Annotated in this window: 14 protein-coding genes; 1 reads left to right on the top strand and 13 read right to left on the bottom strand. The window is 48.9% G+C overall.

Annotated elements, in window-relative coordinates; translation table 11 throughout:
- Positions 1-20 precede the first annotated feature (20 nt).
- Both ACQY33_RS00565 and ACQY33_RS00570 read right to left on the bottom strand, forming a co-directional pair.
- Positions 21-1,943, bottom strand: a complete 1,923-nt coding sequence (locus tag ACQY33_RS00565; protein WP_428073207.1) for a heavy metal translocating P-type ATPase — start codon at positions 1,941-1,943, stop codon at positions 21-23.
- Positions 1,940-2,314, bottom strand: coding sequence for an ArsR/SmtB family transcription factor (locus tag ACQY33_RS00570; protein ID WP_428073208.1), 375 nt, complete (start codon positions 2,312-2,314; stop codon positions 1,940-1,942). The genes ACQY33_RS00565 and ACQY33_RS00570 overlap by 4 nt, the downstream gene beginning before the upstream one ends.
- 153 nt (positions 2,315-2,467) lie before the next feature.
- On the opposite strand from ACQY33_RS00570, the gene ACQY33_RS00575 reads away from it, so the two are divergent.
- Positions 2,468-2,938 carry a type IV pilin protein gene (locus tag ACQY33_RS00575; RefSeq protein WP_428073209.1) on the top strand — a complete coding sequence of 157 codons (471 nt, stop codon included), beginning with the start codon at positions 2,468-2,470 and terminating at the stop codon, positions 2,936-2,938.
- 170 nt (positions 2,939-3,108) lie between these two features.
- Here the strand turns inward: ACQY33_RS00575 and ACQY33_RS00580 are convergent, their stop codons facing one another.
- The 11 genes from ACQY33_RS00580 to mnmE form a co-directional block, all read right to left on the bottom strand.
- Entirely contained in the window at positions 3,109-4,203 is a 1,095-nt protein-coding gene (locus ACQY33_RS00580; protein ID WP_428073210.1) for a UDP-N-acetylglucosamine--N-acetylmuramyl-(pentapeptide) pyrophosphoryl-undecaprenol N-acetylglucosamine transferase, read from the bottom strand.
- Positions 4,204-5,313, bottom strand: coding sequence for an FtsW/RodA/SpoVE family cell cycle protein (locus tag ACQY33_RS00585; protein ID WP_428073211.1), 1,110 nt, complete (start codon positions 5,311-5,313; stop codon positions 4,204-4,206).
- 129 nt (positions 5,314-5,442) lie between these two features.
- The gene (mraY, locus tag ACQY33_RS00590) at positions 5,443-6,528 is read right to left on the bottom strand and encodes a phospho-N-acetylmuramoyl-pentapeptide-transferase (RefSeq protein ID WP_428073212.1); all 1,086 of its coding nucleotides are present in this window, start codon (positions 6,526-6,528) and stop codon (positions 5,443-5,445) included.
- Positions 6,529-7,881 (bottom strand): UDP-N-acetylmuramoyl-tripeptide--D-alanyl-D-alanine ligase, encoded by a 1,353-nt coding sequence (locus tag ACQY33_RS00595; RefSeq protein ID WP_428073213.1) that lies wholly within the window; start codon positions 7,879-7,881, stop codon positions 6,529-6,531.
- A 9-nt stretch (positions 7,882-7,890) separates the two neighbouring features.
- Positions 7,891-9,585, bottom strand: a complete 1,695-nt coding sequence (locus tag ACQY33_RS00600) for a peptidoglycan D,D-transpeptidase FtsI family protein (protein WP_428073214.1) — start codon at positions 9,583-9,585, stop codon at positions 7,891-7,893.
- A gap of 2 nt (positions 9,586-9,587) precedes the next feature.
- Entirely contained in the window at positions 9,588-9,842 is a 255-nt protein-coding gene (gene ftsL, locus ACQY33_RS00605) for a cell division protein FtsL (RefSeq protein ID WP_428073215.1), read from the bottom strand.
- Complete coding sequence (gene rsmH / locus ACQY33_RS00610; protein WP_428073216.1) at positions 9,839-10,717, bottom strand: 16S rRNA (cytosine(1402)-N(4))-methyltransferase RsmH; 879 nt, start codon at positions 10,715-10,717, stop codon at positions 9,839-9,841. The genes ftsL and rsmH overlap by 4 nt, the downstream gene beginning before the upstream one ends.
- Before the next feature lie 14 nt (positions 10,718-10,731).
- Entirely contained in the window at positions 10,732-11,928 is a 1,197-nt protein-coding gene (locus tag ACQY33_RS00615; protein ID WP_428073217.1) for a peptidase MA family metallohydrolase, read from the bottom strand.
- Positions 11,925-12,566 carry a 16S rRNA (guanine(527)-N(7))-methyltransferase RsmG gene (gene rsmG, locus ACQY33_RS00620; protein WP_428073218.1) on the bottom strand — a complete coding sequence of 214 codons (642 nt, stop codon included), beginning with the start codon at positions 12,564-12,566 and terminating at the stop codon, positions 11,925-11,927. Before rsmG ends, ACQY33_RS00615 begins: the two co-directional genes overlap by 4 nt.
- The gene (gene mnmG / locus ACQY33_RS00625) at positions 12,550-14,331 is read right to left on the bottom strand and encodes a tRNA uridine-5-carboxymethylaminomethyl(34) synthesis enzyme MnmG (RefSeq protein ID WP_428073219.1); all 1,782 of its coding nucleotides are present in this window, start codon (positions 14,329-14,331) and stop codon (positions 12,550-12,552) included. The genes rsmG and mnmG overlap by 17 nt, the downstream gene beginning before the upstream one ends.
- On the bottom strand, positions 14,332-15,687 hold the full coding sequence (mnmE, locus tag ACQY33_RS00630) for a tRNA uridine-5-carboxymethylaminomethyl(34) synthesis GTPase MnmE (RefSeq protein ID WP_428073220.1): 1,356 nt from the start codon (positions 15,685-15,687) through the stop codon (positions 14,332-14,334). It abuts the gene before it with no gap.
- Between the last annotated feature and the right edge of the window lie 69 nt (positions 15,688-15,756).

Below are 15,756 nucleotides of genomic sequence, written 5' to 3' on the forward strand. Positions count from 1 at the left end.
CTTAACGGCGGGGTTTTATTTTATACGCGCGGTTTGTATTTCAACGGCCTAAATGAATTTAAAACGGCGGCTACCGATACCCCCACATCGGCAAATACGGCTTCCCACAAATTAGCATGCCCGGTCAGCCCCAGTAACAAAATCACCGTTTTAATTCCCAGGGCTATCCAAATATTTTGCCTGACGACATGTAAAGTAAACCGGGCGCAAGCAACAGCTTGGGGAATTTTGATGGGCTCATCGCTCATTAACACCACGTCGGCGGCTTCCACGGCGGCGTCGCTTCCCAAGGCGCCCATGGCAATTCCCACGTCCGCCCGGGCTAAAACGGGGGCGTCATTAATTCCGTCCCCCGCAAAAGCTAAGGTCTTTTGGGGCGGCAAAGCCTCTTTAAGCTTTTCTACCAGCCTTACTTTATCCGCGGGAAGCAATTCCGCGTAAAAAGAATCCAGCCCTGTTTCCTGGGCCGTTTTTTGGGCTGATAAGAAATTATCCCCAGTTAACATCACTATTTGGGTTAAGCCTTGCTTTTTTAAAGCAAAAACAGCCTGCTTCGCTCCGTTTTTTAATTTGTCCTCTATGGTTATGGAGCCTGCCAAGCGGCCGTTTATGGCGCAATATAGCGCGTTTGGAGCTGAAATTACGTTCTGCACCCCATGGGATTGTAAAAAAGAAAGTTTTCCGATGAGCACGTTTTGCCCGTCCACTTGGGCGCTGATTCCCAACCCCGCCGTTTCTTGTATACGGCTCACGCGGGAAACATCTAATTCTTTTCCCCAGGCGCACAGCAACGCTTTGGCAACAGGGTGGGAAGAGGCGTGTTCCGCCAGCGCGCAGATTTCCAGCAATTTTTCTTGCGGCAAACCGTTTGTTTTAACGGAAGACACTTCAAACACGCCTTGGGTAAGCGTACCGGTTTTATCGGTGGCCAACACCCCTAAGCGCGATAATGCTTCCACATAGTTTCCCCCTTTTACCAATATGCCGTTTTTTGCCATACCGCCAATCCCGCCGAAAAACCCTAAAGGAACCGACAAGACCAACGCGCATGGGCAGGAAATCACCAAAAATACCAAGGCCCGGTATAACCACACTTTGTATTGCGCCTCCTGCAAAAATAAAGGAGGAAGCAACGCCACCGCCAAAGCCGCCCCCACCACCAAAGGCGTGTACCAGCGGGCAAAGCGGGATATAAAATTTTCCGTCTTGGCTTTTTTAGAAGCGGCGTGTTCTACCAGTTGAAGTATTTTCGCGCCGGCGCTTTCGTTGTAAGGCCGCAGAACTTGTATAATCAGTTTTCCGTCTTTGCAAATAAACCCTCCTAAAGCATGCCTGCCCGCACACAAACGGCGGGGGACGGGTTCTCCCGTCAGGGCGGAGGTATCAACGTAGGCTTCCCCCTCTATGACCGTGCCGTCCAGCGGGATTTTTTCCCCGCTGTAAACGGCTATTAAACTGCCGGGAAGCACTTTTTTCGGGTTTACTTTATGCCATTTTCCTCCTTGCTGAATCCGGGCAAAAGGAGGACGCATGTCTAAAAGGGCTTTAATGGAACGGCGGGCGCTGCTGGAGGCGTATTCTTGAAACGTTTCCCCCACTTGGTAAAAAATCATTACGGCGGCCGCTTCCGGGTATTGCCCCAAAACAAAAGCACCTATTGTTGCAATAGCCATTAAAAAATTTTCATCTAAAACTTTCCCTTTTTTTAAATTTGCGCCCGCATGTAAAATAACTTCTTTCCCGGCCAAAACCCAAGCTGAAAAACACAAGGCAAATTGTACGGTTTTTATTTCATTAAAAAAGAAGGAAACAACAAACAGCACGGCGGCCGCCAGCAAAGGGTATTTTTCAGCCGCCAGCTGTCTAAAATGATAATTTTTCGGCATTGCACACGGGGCGCCCGCCGTGCAGCAACCGCAGCCGTATTGATGAGAATGGCTCATTTTTCCCTCACGTGTTCCAAACCCAGGGTAAACACTTTTTTAACGTGTTCATCCGCTAGACAATAAATTATGCTTTGGCCTTGGCGGCTGCTTTTAACCAGTCTGCTTTGTTTTAGCAGGCGCAGTTGGTGGGATACGGCGGACTGGGTCATTTTTAACGCGTCTGCCAAATCGCACACGCAAAATTCCGAAGCGCTAAGCGCCCATAAAATTTTAATTCTGGAAGAATCCGCAAAAGCTTTAAACAAGTCCGCCAGGTCGTACAGTTCTTCTTCCTGCGGAGGATTTTTTTTAAGGGCGTTGGCCGCCGTTTTATGCGCCTGCGGCTTGGCGCAGACGGCAAAACCCGCCTGTTTTTTAAGATTTGCCATAACAAATAACCTCAAATATATGAATATATGTTCATATATTATTATATCTTTTTTTATAGGTTTGTCAATAATATTTTTGGGCTTGCCTTGTTAAAGCTTTTTATTATACTATACAGTGTAAGCTGATTTTTATATATAGTAAGGAGATTTGCCATGCAAAACACAAAAGGTTTTACCTTAATTGAATTGTTGGTGGTGGTATTGATTATCGGCATTTTGTCTTCTGTGGCTCTTCCGCAGTATACCATTTCGGTGGAAAAAGCCCGCTTAACGGAAGGTTTTTTAAATGCCAAAGCCATGACGGACTCTATCCAGCGTTACCGCCAGGCTAACCCCACATTGGGCTGCCCCACGGACAATACGGCTTTAGACGCGGACTTGCAGGGCGGCCGCTGGGATAACCCTAACGGCGGAACGGTATTTTCCACCAAAAATTTTACATTTACCTTAAGAAATAACTGCACGGTGGATGTTTGCAGAAGAGATGAAGGCACCGCTACTTGCATTGTCAGTTGGACGCAAATTATCCCGGACCAGGACAGCAGCTCCAACTACCGTATTAATATTACAAGCGACGGTACTACCGACGGACAAAAACTGGCAGAGTTTGTAGGAGCTTTATAAGACGGACTGTTCTTTTTAAAACCCCGTTTCAAACGGGGTTTTTTTATGTGTAATATATGCTTCCGTGAAAGCGCAAAATATCCGCTTTTATTAGTGCCGTCTTTTGGTTTCAAGCAAATAAAAACAGCCTTGATTTCTCAAGGCTGTTACACGAAAACTAACGCCACGCTCTAGATCTTTTTTAAAATCTCGGCTATATTATCCGCCGCGTGCAAGGGGTTGGGTATATCCAGCTTGGCGTAATTTTCCGCCATGGTACGAAGCATGGCGTCATTTTGCACAAGAAGCGCGCGGTTTAAAAACTGGTAAATTTCCTGTTCCAACCGTTCCCTCTCCAACGCAATCACAGCACAGCCGACGGATTGCAATATTTTGGCGTTATAATATTGGTGGTTGGCGGCGGCGTACGGATAGGGCACCAAAAGCGCCGGTTTGCGGCAATAAATCAGCTCCGCCAGCGTGCTGGCGCCGCTGCGGCATATAGCCAAATCACACGCTTGCAAAAGCTCATAAATCTCATTGGAATATGGCAGCACGCATACATTAAGCGTGCGCCCGTATTGGTTTTTTATGGTTTGGTACCAGCGTTCCCCGCTGATATGGATAAAGTGGACATCTTGGTTTTCCGCCACAACGCGTTTTACCGCTTGAATGACCGCCGCGTTTAAGCCTTTGGCTCCTTGGCTGCCGCCAAAGATAAGGACGGTTTTTTGTTGGGGGTTTAGCTCCAGCTCTTTTAATATTTTTTTGCGGTCCACGGGAATAGCAAATTCACTGCGAATAGGGGTGCTGGTTAAAACGGTGTTTTTTATTTTTTCATTGGTAGGAAGCCCCAATAAGAATAAATCCGCAAAGCGAGCGCAAACTTTGTTGGCCAGGCCGATTTTTGTGTTAGAGTCATGCACCGCCGTTTTTATACCCATGCGGTGGGCCTGAAAAATAAGCGGGAAAGAAATATACCCCCCTGTTCCCAGGCAGACGTCTGGTTTAAAATCTTGGATTACCTGCCTCATTTGGAGCAAAGCTACCCACAGTTTAGCGATAAATTTAAAATAGGGCAGCGGATTAATCCCCCGGGAAAAACCCATAAAGTCCACTTCGCGGAATTTTAACTTATTATCCTGCAAGATTTGGATAGCCGGGTCATTCTTGCGCACCACAAACAGTACGCTCATGCCTTGGCTGTTTAATAGTCTGCCCAAAGCGAAACCGGGGTAAAAATGCCCGCCCGTTCCGCCGGAAGCGATAATAAAACGTTTATTCATTTATCTGTTCCTCGTTTTATAGTGAGTAAAGTCTTCCCGCAAAGGGGTTTTAGGGGCCGAGTCCGACGCGGCCATATTAAGCAAAATTCCCATCATTACCAGCGTCATAATCACCGAAGATCCCCCATAAGAAAAAAACGGCAGGGCAATCCCTTTAGTGGGCATAAGGCCTATGGCCATAGCCATATTGATAAACGCTTGGACGCAAATGGTAATAGTCAACCCAAAAATAAGCAGGCTGTTAAAGTTATTGCGCGCTACCCTCGCCAAACTGATCCCCCGCACTAACAGCCAGCAAAAAAACGCCAATAATACAGCCGCCCCAAAAAGGCCCACTTCTTCACACATAATAGAAAAAATAAAATCCGTATGGGCGGCCGGCAAATATTCCAATTTTAATTCGCTGTTTCCTAACCCTTTTCCAAACCAACCGCCCGACCCCACCGCCATAAAAGATTGGGTTAGTTGATAGCCAATGCCTCCGGGGTCCGCCTCCGGGTTTAAAAAGGAAAATAAACGTTCCCGGCGGTAAGGTACAAACAACAGTTGTTGTACGGCTACCGGTAAGGCAATTAATACCGGCACCGCCAAATGTTTTATTTTTGCGCCCGCCGCAAACAACATAGCGCCTATCACTACCGTCATTAAGGCGGGGGTTCCAAAGTCCCGCGCGATTAAAATAAGCCCCAGCGTAATGGCTGTTACCACTAGGGGTTTTATCATCAGCATCCAATTTTTAGACAGCTTTCCCTGCACCGTGCTTAAGTAATCCGCCACATAGATAACCAGCGTTACTTTGGCGATTTCGGAAGGTTGCAAATTAAACACCCCTAAATCAATCCAGCGGTGCACATTGGCAATGGGTTTGGTAAAAAGCACTATCGTAAGCAACAGCCAAGTCACATACATTAAATGGATGGGTTTAAAAATCCACAGTTTTTGCAATTTATCGTAAAATTGCCATAAAAATAAGGCGGAGGCTATGCCCAGTATGTCAAACAAGACTTGCCGCTGAAAGTAAGAGATAGAATCAAACGCGCTGGAAGAATAGGTAAAAATCAGCCCAAACAGCACAAAAGCGAAAGTGATAAAAGCCAACGGTTTATCCATTGGCAATGGGCGCCATGTTCCCTGTACCGGCAAAGGGTTATGCACCGCTCCCCACGGGCGGGGCTGTGGCTTTTTTTTAATAAAATTATTTTTTTTGCCGGAACGGGTGAACAATTTTGGCATAATAGATTACCTTATTTTAAGTGAGGCCAGCGCCAGCAACATCAGCATGGCGCCCACAATCCAAAAGCGCACAATTACTTTTGGTTCGGCTATACCCATTAGTTCAAAATGGTGGTGTATAGGAGTCATTTTAAAAAGGCGTTTGCCGTGGGTTAATTTAAAATACCCCATTTGAAGCATAACAGACAGCGTTTCCAATACAAAAATACCGCCCGCGATGGGAAGCAGCAGCTCTTGCTTTACACACAATGCCGCCGTACCGATAACCCCCCCTAAAAAGAGCGAGCTGGTATCTCCCATAAACACCTGGGCCGGGTAGGCGTTAAACCATAAAAACCCTATGCATGCCCCTGCCAACGCCCCCATAAAAACGGTTATTTCCCCCGCGCCGGGAACGTAAATAATTTTTAAATAATCGGCAAAGTGTATATTCCCCGCTAGGTAGGCCACCACCCCGTAAGCGGCCGCCGTAAATACCATGCATCCGGCGGCTAAACCGTCCAGCCCGTCCGTCAGATTGGTGGCGTTGGAGGAGCCCACTATCACCAGCATGGAAAAAGCAAAATAGAAAACGGATAAATCCACAAACATTTTGCTCATATACGGTATCATCACCGAGGTAGCGTAATTGCCGTTGGGCGGATTGGCCCCCAAGTATCCCACCACTACCAAAGCGGTAAAAAGCTGTATGGCAAATTTGACGGAAGATTTCATTCCTTCCGGGTTCTTTTTAACCAACTTGGTGTAATCGTCCATAATCCCGGCGCTGGCCAGGGCTACGGTGGTAAAAATCATCAGCCAAATATACGGGTTGTCCAAACGGGCCCATAACAGCACGCTGGCTAATAAACTGACTAAAATCAGCAGCCCGCCCATCGTAGGCGTACCGCTTTTGGACAGATGGGACGCCGGCCCGTATTCCCTTTCTATTTGCTGTATTTTATAGGAGCGCAGCTTGGCCACCACCGCCGGCCCAATAAGCAAGCTGATGAAAAAAGACGTAAACACCGCCGCGCCGGTGCGAAAGGTAATGTAATTGAAAATATTAAGGAAAGTAAATTCATCCTTAAATTGGGTAAGATAATATAACACTTAAATCTCCTTAAAAATATTTTCAAAATTCATGGAGCGCGAAGCTTTTACCAAGCAGGTGCCGCTCTTCTTTTTTAACAATTTTTTAAGCTCGCCTGTCCAGTCCGCCGGGGTTTTGCCGTAAATGGCGTGAACACCGCCGGATTTTCGCAACACTTCATAGGCGTAGTGCATTTGTTCCCCAGCCAGGAAAGCATAATCCACCTGGTTATCTAAAAGCTGGCGGGCTATCAAGCGGTGATAATCTTTGGAGAAAGGCCCCAGTTCTTTCATATCCCCCAGCACGGCAATGCGCGGGGTGGAGACTTCTTTGCCTAAAATATCCAGGGCGGCTTTCATGCTGGCCGGGTTGGCGTTGTAGCAATCCAAAATAAAATGCACCCCGTTCTTTTCCACCCGTTCCAAACGCATGGGCATGGGCGTAAAAGCCAAAAGGCCTTTTTTAATTTCGTCCATATATATCCCCAGCGCGATAGCGGCCGCCGCGGCCGCCGCGGCGTTGTATTTGTCATGCGGGTGCAGGTTAATATCCAGCACGTAGGCTTCCCCTTTGTAGGTGAAAGAGAATTTATCCTGCGTGTCCAAAATACGCAAGGCGGCGGAAGGGCTGTATCCAAAAGGAATGGTTTTGCCTTTAAATTCCGTCTGCAAGCGCGAGAGCATGGGATCATCGGTATTATAAACCAGCGTGCCGCCAAAATTTAAATGTTTGGCAATTTCCGTTTTGGTTTTATAGACGGTTTCCAAATCTTTAAAATATTCCAAATGGGCGGCTGAAATATTGGTGATAACGGCCACGTCCGGCACGGCGATGGCGGCCAGCTCGTCAATGTCGCCGGGGTGGGAGGCGCCCAGTTCAAAAATGCCGTATTTATGTTTGGGCTGTATTTCCAACAAAGAAAAAGGCGTGCCAAACTGATTGTTGAAATTGCCCATATTGGCTACCGTTTCGCCTGCTTGTTCACAAATGGCTTTAAGCATTTGCTTGGTGGTGCTTTTACCGTTGGAGCCGGTAACCGCCGCCACTTTTAAGGTGCTGTTTAAACGGTGGTATTTGGCTAAATCCTGCAAGGCCCGTAATGTGTTTTTTACATAAATAACGGAAACGTTTTCATCGGTTATTTTAGGGCAGTTGGCTTTTTCAGCCACGATTAAAGAAGCCCCTTTTTTGATTACCTGGCTGATAAATTGATGCGCGTCATGTTTTAACCCTTTTAACGCGATAAAAGCGTCCCCCTTGGTTACTACGCGGCTGTCCGTAATAAAACTGGTAATCTTGGCGGAAGGCGTATTGCTTTTAAGCTCTCCTTTCATGATTTCCGCGGTTTTAGCAAACGTCAAGTTTAATTTCATAGAGTCTCCTTAATTAATAAAATCCACTTGGTCAGGCGCTATGCCTTTTAAAGTAAGTAAATTTTCGGCAATTTGTTTAAAGGCCGGGGCGGCCGCCGTTCCGCCAAAGGTGTATTTGGATGGGTTATCCAACACTACCAAAATGGTAAACTGCGGGTTGCTTGCCGGCACAAACCCGCAAAAGGAAACGATGTGGTTCCTTTTCCCATATCCCCCCTCTTTGCTTAATTTCTCCGCCGTACCCGTTTTACCCGCTACGGTATAACCTTTTATTTGGGCGCGTTTGCCGCTGCCCGCTTCCACCACGCTTTGAAGCACTTTTGTCATAATTTTAGCGGTTTCTGGTTTTATGACCCGGCGGATTTTAACCGGTTTGGATTTTTTATCCACGCGTCCGTCCGCATATTCTATGCGGTCCACCAAATGCGGCTGCATCAGCGTGCCGCCGTTGGCGATGGCGGAATAGGCGTTAATAAGCTGTATAGGCGTAAGAGAAATACCGTAACCATAGCCTTTGGTGGCCAAGTCCACCTTGGTCCATTTGTTATAAGGGGGCACGTTGCCTTTGGCTTCCCCGTTAAAATTGATGTCCGTCTTGGTGCCAAACCCAAACGCCTTTAAATAATAAAATAAGTTTTTGGCTCCCAGATCCACCGCTATTTTCCCGGCGCCGATATTGGAAGAAAGCTGCATAATCTCCGGTATAGAAAGGAAGTCTTTGTCATGCTGGTTGTCCCGTATGGTAAAGCCGCGGGCCACTTCCCATTTGCGTCCGTCCATGTCAATAGAATCCGTAACCGTAACGGTGCCCGCGTCCAACGCCGAAGAAATGGCAATGGTTTTAAATGTGGACCCCGGCTCATACGTAAATTGAAAACCTAAAGACTGCCCGTCTTTTACCGGGTAAGAAGCCGCCGCCAATATTTTACCGGTGGACGGTTCCTGCACCAGCGCAATACCGTGTTCCGCCCCGTATTCTTCCACCGATTTTTTAAGCGCTTCTTCCGCAAAAAACTGGGCTTGCAAATCTATGGTTAAATACACGTCTCCCACGGAGCGGTGCTCCTTTAAATTGCGGTCATAAATCACTTCCCCCCTCCGGGCGCGTTTTGCGCGTTTTTTGCTGATGTCCTGGCTTAGTTCCCGGTTGTACATTTGCTCTATGCCGGACAGACCGTAATTTTTGGAGTTGGACGCCCCTAATAAGTCAATGGCCGTTTCCCCATACGGATGGATGCGCTCGTATTCCGGCGTTAAATCCAGCCCCTGCCCCAAAGAGGTGCGCAGCGTAGGCACAATTTGCATGTATACGTCCGGCTTTATTTTTTTGGCTACAAAGAAGAAGTTGCGGTTTCTTCTCCATTTTTCCAAAATACGCTCTTTGGGTATGCCCAAGGTCTTGGCTAAAAAAGAAATGGTTTTGTTTCTATCTTTTACGTAGCGCTTGGATATGCCGCAGGAATGGGTGCGCACGGACTGGGCCAAAAAATTACCGTTGACGTCCAAAATTTTCCCTCTTAAGCGGTCTTCCGCCAAATAGTTATAAATGGCGCGTTCCGCTTTGGTGGTAAATTTATCATGCTGGAAAGTTTGCATATAAAACAAACGCAGCGCAATAGCCAGCGGCGCGATTAAACACAAAAGCCCGCATATTTTCATGCGGTTTTTAACGTCATAAATAAACGGGCTGGAGCGTTTAAACATAGTTAATCTTCCAATACCACCACATTATGCGGTTTGGTAAATTGCATGCCTAATTTTTCCTGCGCCAGCGCGGAAACATGTGCCGGGCTTTCCAGGCGGGCAATTTCCAGCTGCACATATTGGTTGCGCGCTTCCTGCACTTCCACATGGTTTTGCAGTTTGCTTATTTCCCGGCCGGAGCGGTTAATTTCCATACGCATAACCACTACGCCCATGGCAAAAACGCTGATTAAAAATAAAACGGCGAATATTTTCATAGTCTTTCAATCACTCTCAATTTGGCGCTGCGCGCCCGGCGGTTTTGGCAAATTTCCCGGTAAGAAGGAACTATCACTTTTTTATTTACCAATTTCCATTCCCCTTGTGCCGCCAGCTCTTTAAAGCGGTTCTTTACCAAACGGTCTTCCAGCGAATGAAACGTAAGCACCGCCGCCCGCCCGCCCCGCGCGATAATTTGGGGCAAAGAGGCCAGCAGGGCTTCCACGGAGCCCAGCTCATCGTTTACCGCAATACGCAAAGCTTGAAAAGTTTGCGTGGCGGGGTGCGTTTTGCCTCTGAAACCGTAAACGCGTTCTACAATTTGTTTTAAATCTTCGGTGGTTTGAATAGGCGCGCTTCTGCGCGCGTTTAATATAGCCAAAGCGATTTGGGAAGCCTTTCGCTCTTCCCCGTAATTGGTCAGAATACGCGTTAAATCGTCCAGCCCCCATGTGTTTACAATGACTTGCGCCGTTAACGGGGAGGCCAAATCAAACCGCATATCTAAAGGGCCGTTATTTATTATACTAAACCCGCGGGCGGGGTTATCCAACTGATAAGAGCTTAACCCCAAATCAAACAAAGCGCCTTTTACCCCCGGTATTTGCAGTTTTTCCAGCTCTTGCGGCAAACAGACGTAACTTTCATTAAAAGTGATTAAACGCGGGTCATTTACGCGTTCTTTGGCCATTTGCAAAGCTTGGGCGTCTTTATCAAAACCCAAAATACGCGCCTTAGGGGATAAACGCCCCAAAAACAGCGCCGTATGGCCGCCCAGCCCCAAGGTGCCGTCAGCATATACGCCGTCTGGGTCCGTTAACAGCAGGTCGGCAATTTCAGCGGCTAATATGGGGATATGGGTCCATTGGCTCATAAAATGTAAAGCTCCTATTGTTTTTTGGCGGGAGGCAAGGTCCCCGCCGCTTTGCGTATATCGTGCAGCCAAACGTTTTCCAATACGGACACCTTGGTAAAAGGCATGCCGTACGCTTTATATAACGCTTGGTGCAAAGGCGTTTTTTGTTTTAACTCATTGCACAGCTGGTAAAACTCGTCGCGCGTGCGCTGGTTAAGCAAATAATCCACCAAGCTGTATGCCTGCGTGTACCACAGTTCCGCCTCTTTGGTGGACAGATCGCTTAGGTCTTCCGTCTCGGTCATTTTTTCAAGCGGGATAATATCTCCCTTTAAAATGCGTTTCATGGCAGGTTCCACCCACGAGGGTTTTTGCTTGCTGGCGTGTATTTGCATATACACCGCCATCCCTTCCGAAAGCCACAGCGGGGAAATAACCGGCAAAAAATAACCGTCAAAATACAAATGGGTCAACTCGTGCACGGAAAGCGGATAAAAACCGTTGCCTTCCTGCACGTACATGGTATCGGCCTTTAAGTCTGACGACGCGCCGGACCACGGCGGCCGCTTGGTAAAATTCATATAACTGTTTTTGTTTCCAAACAACATCACCAAAATGCGGTTGGGTTTAATCACCAGCGTAAAAGGGGATAAATCCAACATTAAATTGCCGTGTATGGTGTCTAGCACGGTGGAAATGCTTTGGGTAACCGGGTGGGTTTCCCGGTATATTAAATAGTTGAATGTTTCCGCCGTCATAAACCCCGGTGGCGGCGGCACCCAGCGGGACTTTTCCTGCGAGTTTTTCGGCCTGTACGCCTGCGTGGAAAAACCGGGAATGCTGGTAGTGGGCAAATCGGAAGCGATGGATCCAATCTCTTCCAGCCCGGCTATCATTTCTTTAAACTCTTTTTCTTCCCGGGTGCTGTAATCCACCGGCTCGCTGGAAGCGGGGGCAGGTTCTTCCTCAACGGCGTTACGCGCGGAAGCGTCCGCAAATAAATTGCTTATTTCTTTTTCGTCTATTTCTTTATGCTGGGGCTGCGGCTGGGCTTCTTTTTTCGTTTGCTGCTCAGCCCAGCCCGTTTCCAAATTTTCAGCAAAGTTTTCCGCTTCCTGCTGCAGTTGTTTTAAAGCGGCGGACGGCTCATAACCGAAATGTTTCATTATCGGTCCGGCCAACAGCACAAACGCCGCAACAAGCAGCAGAAATTGGATAAACCTTGTCATTTATTTTCCTTTTTGAATACAGCCAAAAAACGTTTCTTACCGTCCCCTAAACTGTAAGGGGTTAAAGGCAAAGCCTGCACCGCGCATTTTTCAAGCATAGCCACTGGGACTTCATCCGGCTGTTCCCCCTGGTATGCAATAAACAAGCCGCCCGGCGCCACCGCCGGCGCGCAGAGAGGCAGAATATCGGCTAATTTACCCATGGCGCGCTCGGTCAAGAAATCAAAAGAGAAGTTTCCCCCCTGCCCCAGCCTTTTGTTTGCCACTTTTACGTTTTTTAACCCTAACATCATAACGGCCCAATTTAAAAACGCGCAGCGGCGCTGTAAACTTTCCACCAGGGTAACCGTACAACCCGGCAAAGCCACGGCGCAGGTAATGCCAATATAGCCGGCCCCGCTGCCTGCGTCCGCCACTTGGGCCGGGGTATTGCCTGTACGGGCGTATATATAGGCCGCGGCTTGGAGCCCGTCGCAAATATGGCGGGTAAAAATTTCCCGCATGTCGGCCACGCTGGTTAAATTAAGCGTTTCTTTCTTTTGCCACACCAACCCGGCGTAGCGTTCCAGCAAGTCTATTTGCCGGGCGCAAAGCGGCAGGTGCAAATTTTCCGCGCACGCGCTAATTATTGGGTTCACGGTGCAACCTCCGGTAGCGCTCTATGTGTACGGCCAAAAGCTGTATATCCGCCGGAGTAACCCCCGGTATGCGGGAAGCCTGCCCCAGCGTAAGCGGTTTAACGGATTTTAATTTTTGGCTGCTTTCAAACAACAGCCCCCGCACGGAAGACGGGTCAAACCCGGCGGGAATTTTAATGCTGTCCGCCTGGGCCAGTTTTTCGGCGTCTTTTTTATTGCGCTCGTAATACCCGGCGTATTTTTGGTGTATGTCGGCGTGGGTGAGCACTTTTTCAGGCGTCCAAGGATACAAATCCGTATCATCCACCGGGCAGCCGGGGTGCCGGAGCTGTTTTTGCACTTCTTCTTGGTAACGCTCAAACGGGCGGCGGTATTTTTCTTCTATGGTGCCGTATTTAAAAGCGTAGGGCATAAGGCGCAGGTCCGCATTATCGTTGCGAAGCAAAATGCGGTATTCCGCGCGGGAAGTAAACATGCGGTACGGTTCGTTAACGCCTTTGTTTACCAAATCGTCAATCAGTACGCCTATATACGCTTCATCGCGCCGAAGGATCAGCGGCTCTTTGCCCTGTACTTTCATGGAGGCGTTTATCCCCGCCACCAAGCCTTGCCCGCCGGCTTCTTCGTAACCGGTGGTGCCGTTTATCTGCCCGGCGCAAAAGAGGCCGGGTATTAATTTGCTTTCCAAAGTGGGGTAGAGGTCTTTCGGGTCAGAAAAATCATACTCCACCGCGTAGCCCGCGCGCGTAATGGGAGTATTTTCCAGCCCGGGCACGGTTTTTAACAAAGCGCGCTGTACGTCTTCAGGCATACTGGTGGAAAAGCCTTGTATATAATATTCTTCCGTATTAAAACCTTCCGGCTCCAAAAAAAGCGGGTGGCTGGTAATTTCCGGAAATTTTTTAATTTTGTCTTCTACCGACGGACAATACCGCGGCCCCATGCCGTGGATACTGCCGCTGTACATGGCGGAGCGGTGGGCGTTGGCGCGCAGGATTTTATCCGTTTCCAAATTGGTGCGGGTAATGTAGCACTGCAAGAATTTGCGTTTGGATTGTTCCCGCGCGTCCGTAAAGTGGGAAATGGGCTGCAGCGGGTTATCGGACGGCTGCAGGCGGAATTTGCTCACGTCCATTTGCCGCGCGTTAATGCGCATGGGCGTACCGGTTTTAAAACGCAGGGTATGCAGGCCGATTTCTTTTAAATTTTTAGCCAGCAAGTTGCTGGGCATGTCGTTATAACGCCCGCCGGGATAATTGACCGTGCCAATGTGTATGGTGCCCGCCAAAAACGTGCCCGTGGTTAAAATGACGGTTTTGGCGCGGTAGAACGTATCGCGCAGGGTAAGCACGCCGGTAATTTTGTTGTCATCCGTCGTTAATTGGACGGCTTCATCCTGCATAATATCTAAACCCGGCTGCAGTTCCAGCAAGTGCTTAAAAGTAAACTGATAGGTTTTTTTATCACACTGTACGCGCGGGGAGTGTACGGCCGGGCCTTTGCCGGTGTTAAGCATATGGTAGTGCAGGGCGGAAGCGTCCGTCACTTTGCCCATGGCGCCGCCCAGGGCGTCAATTTCGCGCACAATTTGCCCTTTGGCAATCCCGCCTATAGACGGGTTGCAAGACATTTGGGCAATGGTATCCAAACTTTGCGTAAGCAGCAGGGTTTTGGCGCCGGTTTTGGCGGCTATTAAGGCGGCCTCGCACCCGGCGTGCCCGCCGCCGATTACTGCCACATCATACACTTCATCACACGTAAACATTTATTTCCCCATACAAAAAGTGGAAAATATAACGTCCAGCACATCGTCTGGCGTTACTTCCCCGATTAAATCTTTTAAACTAAGCAAAGCCGCGCGGATATGTTCGGCATAAATTTCACCGCCGGCCCCATGCGTTACACGGCGTGCGGCCATTTCCAGTTCCGTCTGCGCCCTTAATACGGCTTCATACTGGCGCAGGTTGGAAAGCATCACCCCGTCCTGCGCGGCGGAGGCAGTTAAATCCCGCGTGAGGGTTTGTTTTAACTCTTCCACTCCCTCCCCCGTTTTGCAGGAAAGACGCACCAGGGCGTAATCCCCTTCCCCGGGGTTCCAAGTAAAATCTTTTTGGCGGGCGTCTTGCTTGTTTAAAGCCAAAAGGGTGCGTTTCTTTTCCGCCAGCACGTCTTGCCATAAGGCTCGTTCCTGCGGGGTGGGCTTGCGTGAAGCGTCCATCACCATAATCACAGCGTCCGCGGCTTTTAACGCTTTTAAACTGCGTTTCATGCCTTCTTGCTCGGCCGGGTCCAGGGCGTGGTCCCGTATGCCGGCGGTGTCGGTCAAAATAATTTTGCGGCCGTTAACGTCCAGCGTTTCTTCTATCGTGTCGCGCGTGGTACCGCTGGCTGCGGACACAATGGCCCGGTCAAACCCCACCAACGCGTTTAACAGGCTGCTCTTGCCGGCGTTTGGCGCGCCCACTATGGCTACTTTCAGCCCTTCTTTAATAAATTTACCCACGGAGAACGTATCCGCCAGTTTAGCAAGCGTATCTATGGCCTGGGTGAGCGGGGCGGAAATTTGTTCGTCAGAAAGCGGGGTCATTTCTTCGTCCACGTCGTCCAGCCGCACTTCTATTTGGGCGAGCAAATCCGTAAGGCTTTTTTTAATTCCTTCCAGACGGGAGGAAAGCCGCCCGTCCAAAGAGATCATGGCAATGGTATGCGCCTCTTTATTGCCGGCGGAAATTAAATCGCACAAGCCTTGGGCCTCCAGCAAATCCATCTTGTTGTTTAAAAAAGCCCGGTAAGAAAATTCCCCCCGCCGCGCGGGTACTGCCCCCAAGCGGCATAAAATTTCCAACAACCGCCCGCGGATATAGGGCGAGCCGTGCACAGAAAATTCCACCACGTCTTCCCCGGTAAAACTGTTAGGCGCCTGGAAATACGTAACCAAAGCTTTGTCCAATACGGTTTGCCCGTCCATTAACGCGCAAAAAACCTGCTTCCTTGGCGGAAACTCTACCCCTGAAGCGGTTATTTTACGCGTCAAAGCCAAGGCTTCCGGGCCGGAAAGGCGTATCACGGAAACGGCGCATTTTCCTTCCCCTGTTACGGGGGCGCAGATAGTGGTTTGCATAATTAGATATATTTTATCAATTTTTGGGGTATTTATGAGGCTTATTTGCCGTACGCGCGCGAAAAAGCT

It is taken from the genome of Candidatus Avelusimicrobium aviculae, assembly GCF_949292495.1.
In the GTDB taxonomy this organism is placed as follows: Bacteria; Elusimicrobiota; Elusimicrobia; order Elusimicrobiales; family Elusimicrobiaceae; genus Avelusimicrobium; species Avelusimicrobium aviculae.

Coding starts and splice junctions, on each gene's coding strand:
- ACQY33_RS00565 (WP_428073207.1), bottom strand. CDS start 1,943: ATGAGCCATTCTCATCAATACGGCTGCGGTTGCTGCACGGCGGGCGCC.
- ACQY33_RS00570 (WP_428073208.1), bottom strand. CDS start 2,314: ATGGCAAATCTTAAAAAACAGGCGGGTTTTGCCGTCTGCGCCAAGCCG.
- ACQY33_RS00575 (WP_428073209.1), top strand. CDS start 2,468: ATGCAAAACACAAAAGGTTTTACCTTAATTGAATTGTTGGTGGTGGTA.
- ACQY33_RS00580 (WP_428073210.1), bottom strand. CDS start 4,203: ATGAATAAACGTTTTATTATCGCTTCCGGCGGAACGGGCGGGCATTTT.
- ACQY33_RS00585 (WP_428073211.1), bottom strand. CDS start 5,313: ATGGATAAACCGTTGGCTTTTATCACTTTCGCTTTTGTGCTGTTTGGG.
- ACQY33_RS00595 (WP_428073213.1), bottom strand. CDS start 7,881: ATGAAATTAAACTTGACGTTTGCTAAAACCGCGGAAATCATGAAAGGA.
- ACQY33_RS00600 (WP_428073214.1), bottom strand. CDS start 9,585: ATGTTTAAACGCTCCAGCCCGTTTATTTATGACGTTAAAAACCGCATG.
- ftsL (WP_428073215.1), bottom strand. CDS start 9,842: ATGAAAATATTCGCCGTTTTATTTTTAATCAGCGTTTTTGCCATGGGC.
- rsmH (WP_428073216.1), bottom strand. CDS start 10,717: ATGAGCCAATGGACCCATATCCCCATATTAGCCGCTGAAATTGCCGAC.
- ACQY33_RS00615 (WP_428073217.1), bottom strand. CDS start 11,928: ATGACAAGGTTTATCCAATTTCTGCTGCTTGTTGCGGCGTTTGTGCTG.
- mnmG (WP_428073219.1), bottom strand. CDS start 14,331: ATGTTTACGTGTGATGAAGTGTATGATGTGGCAGTAATCGGCGGCGGG.
- mnmE (WP_428073220.1), bottom strand. CDS start 15,687: ATGCAAACCACTATCTGCGCCCCCGTAACAGGGGAAGGAAAATGCGCC.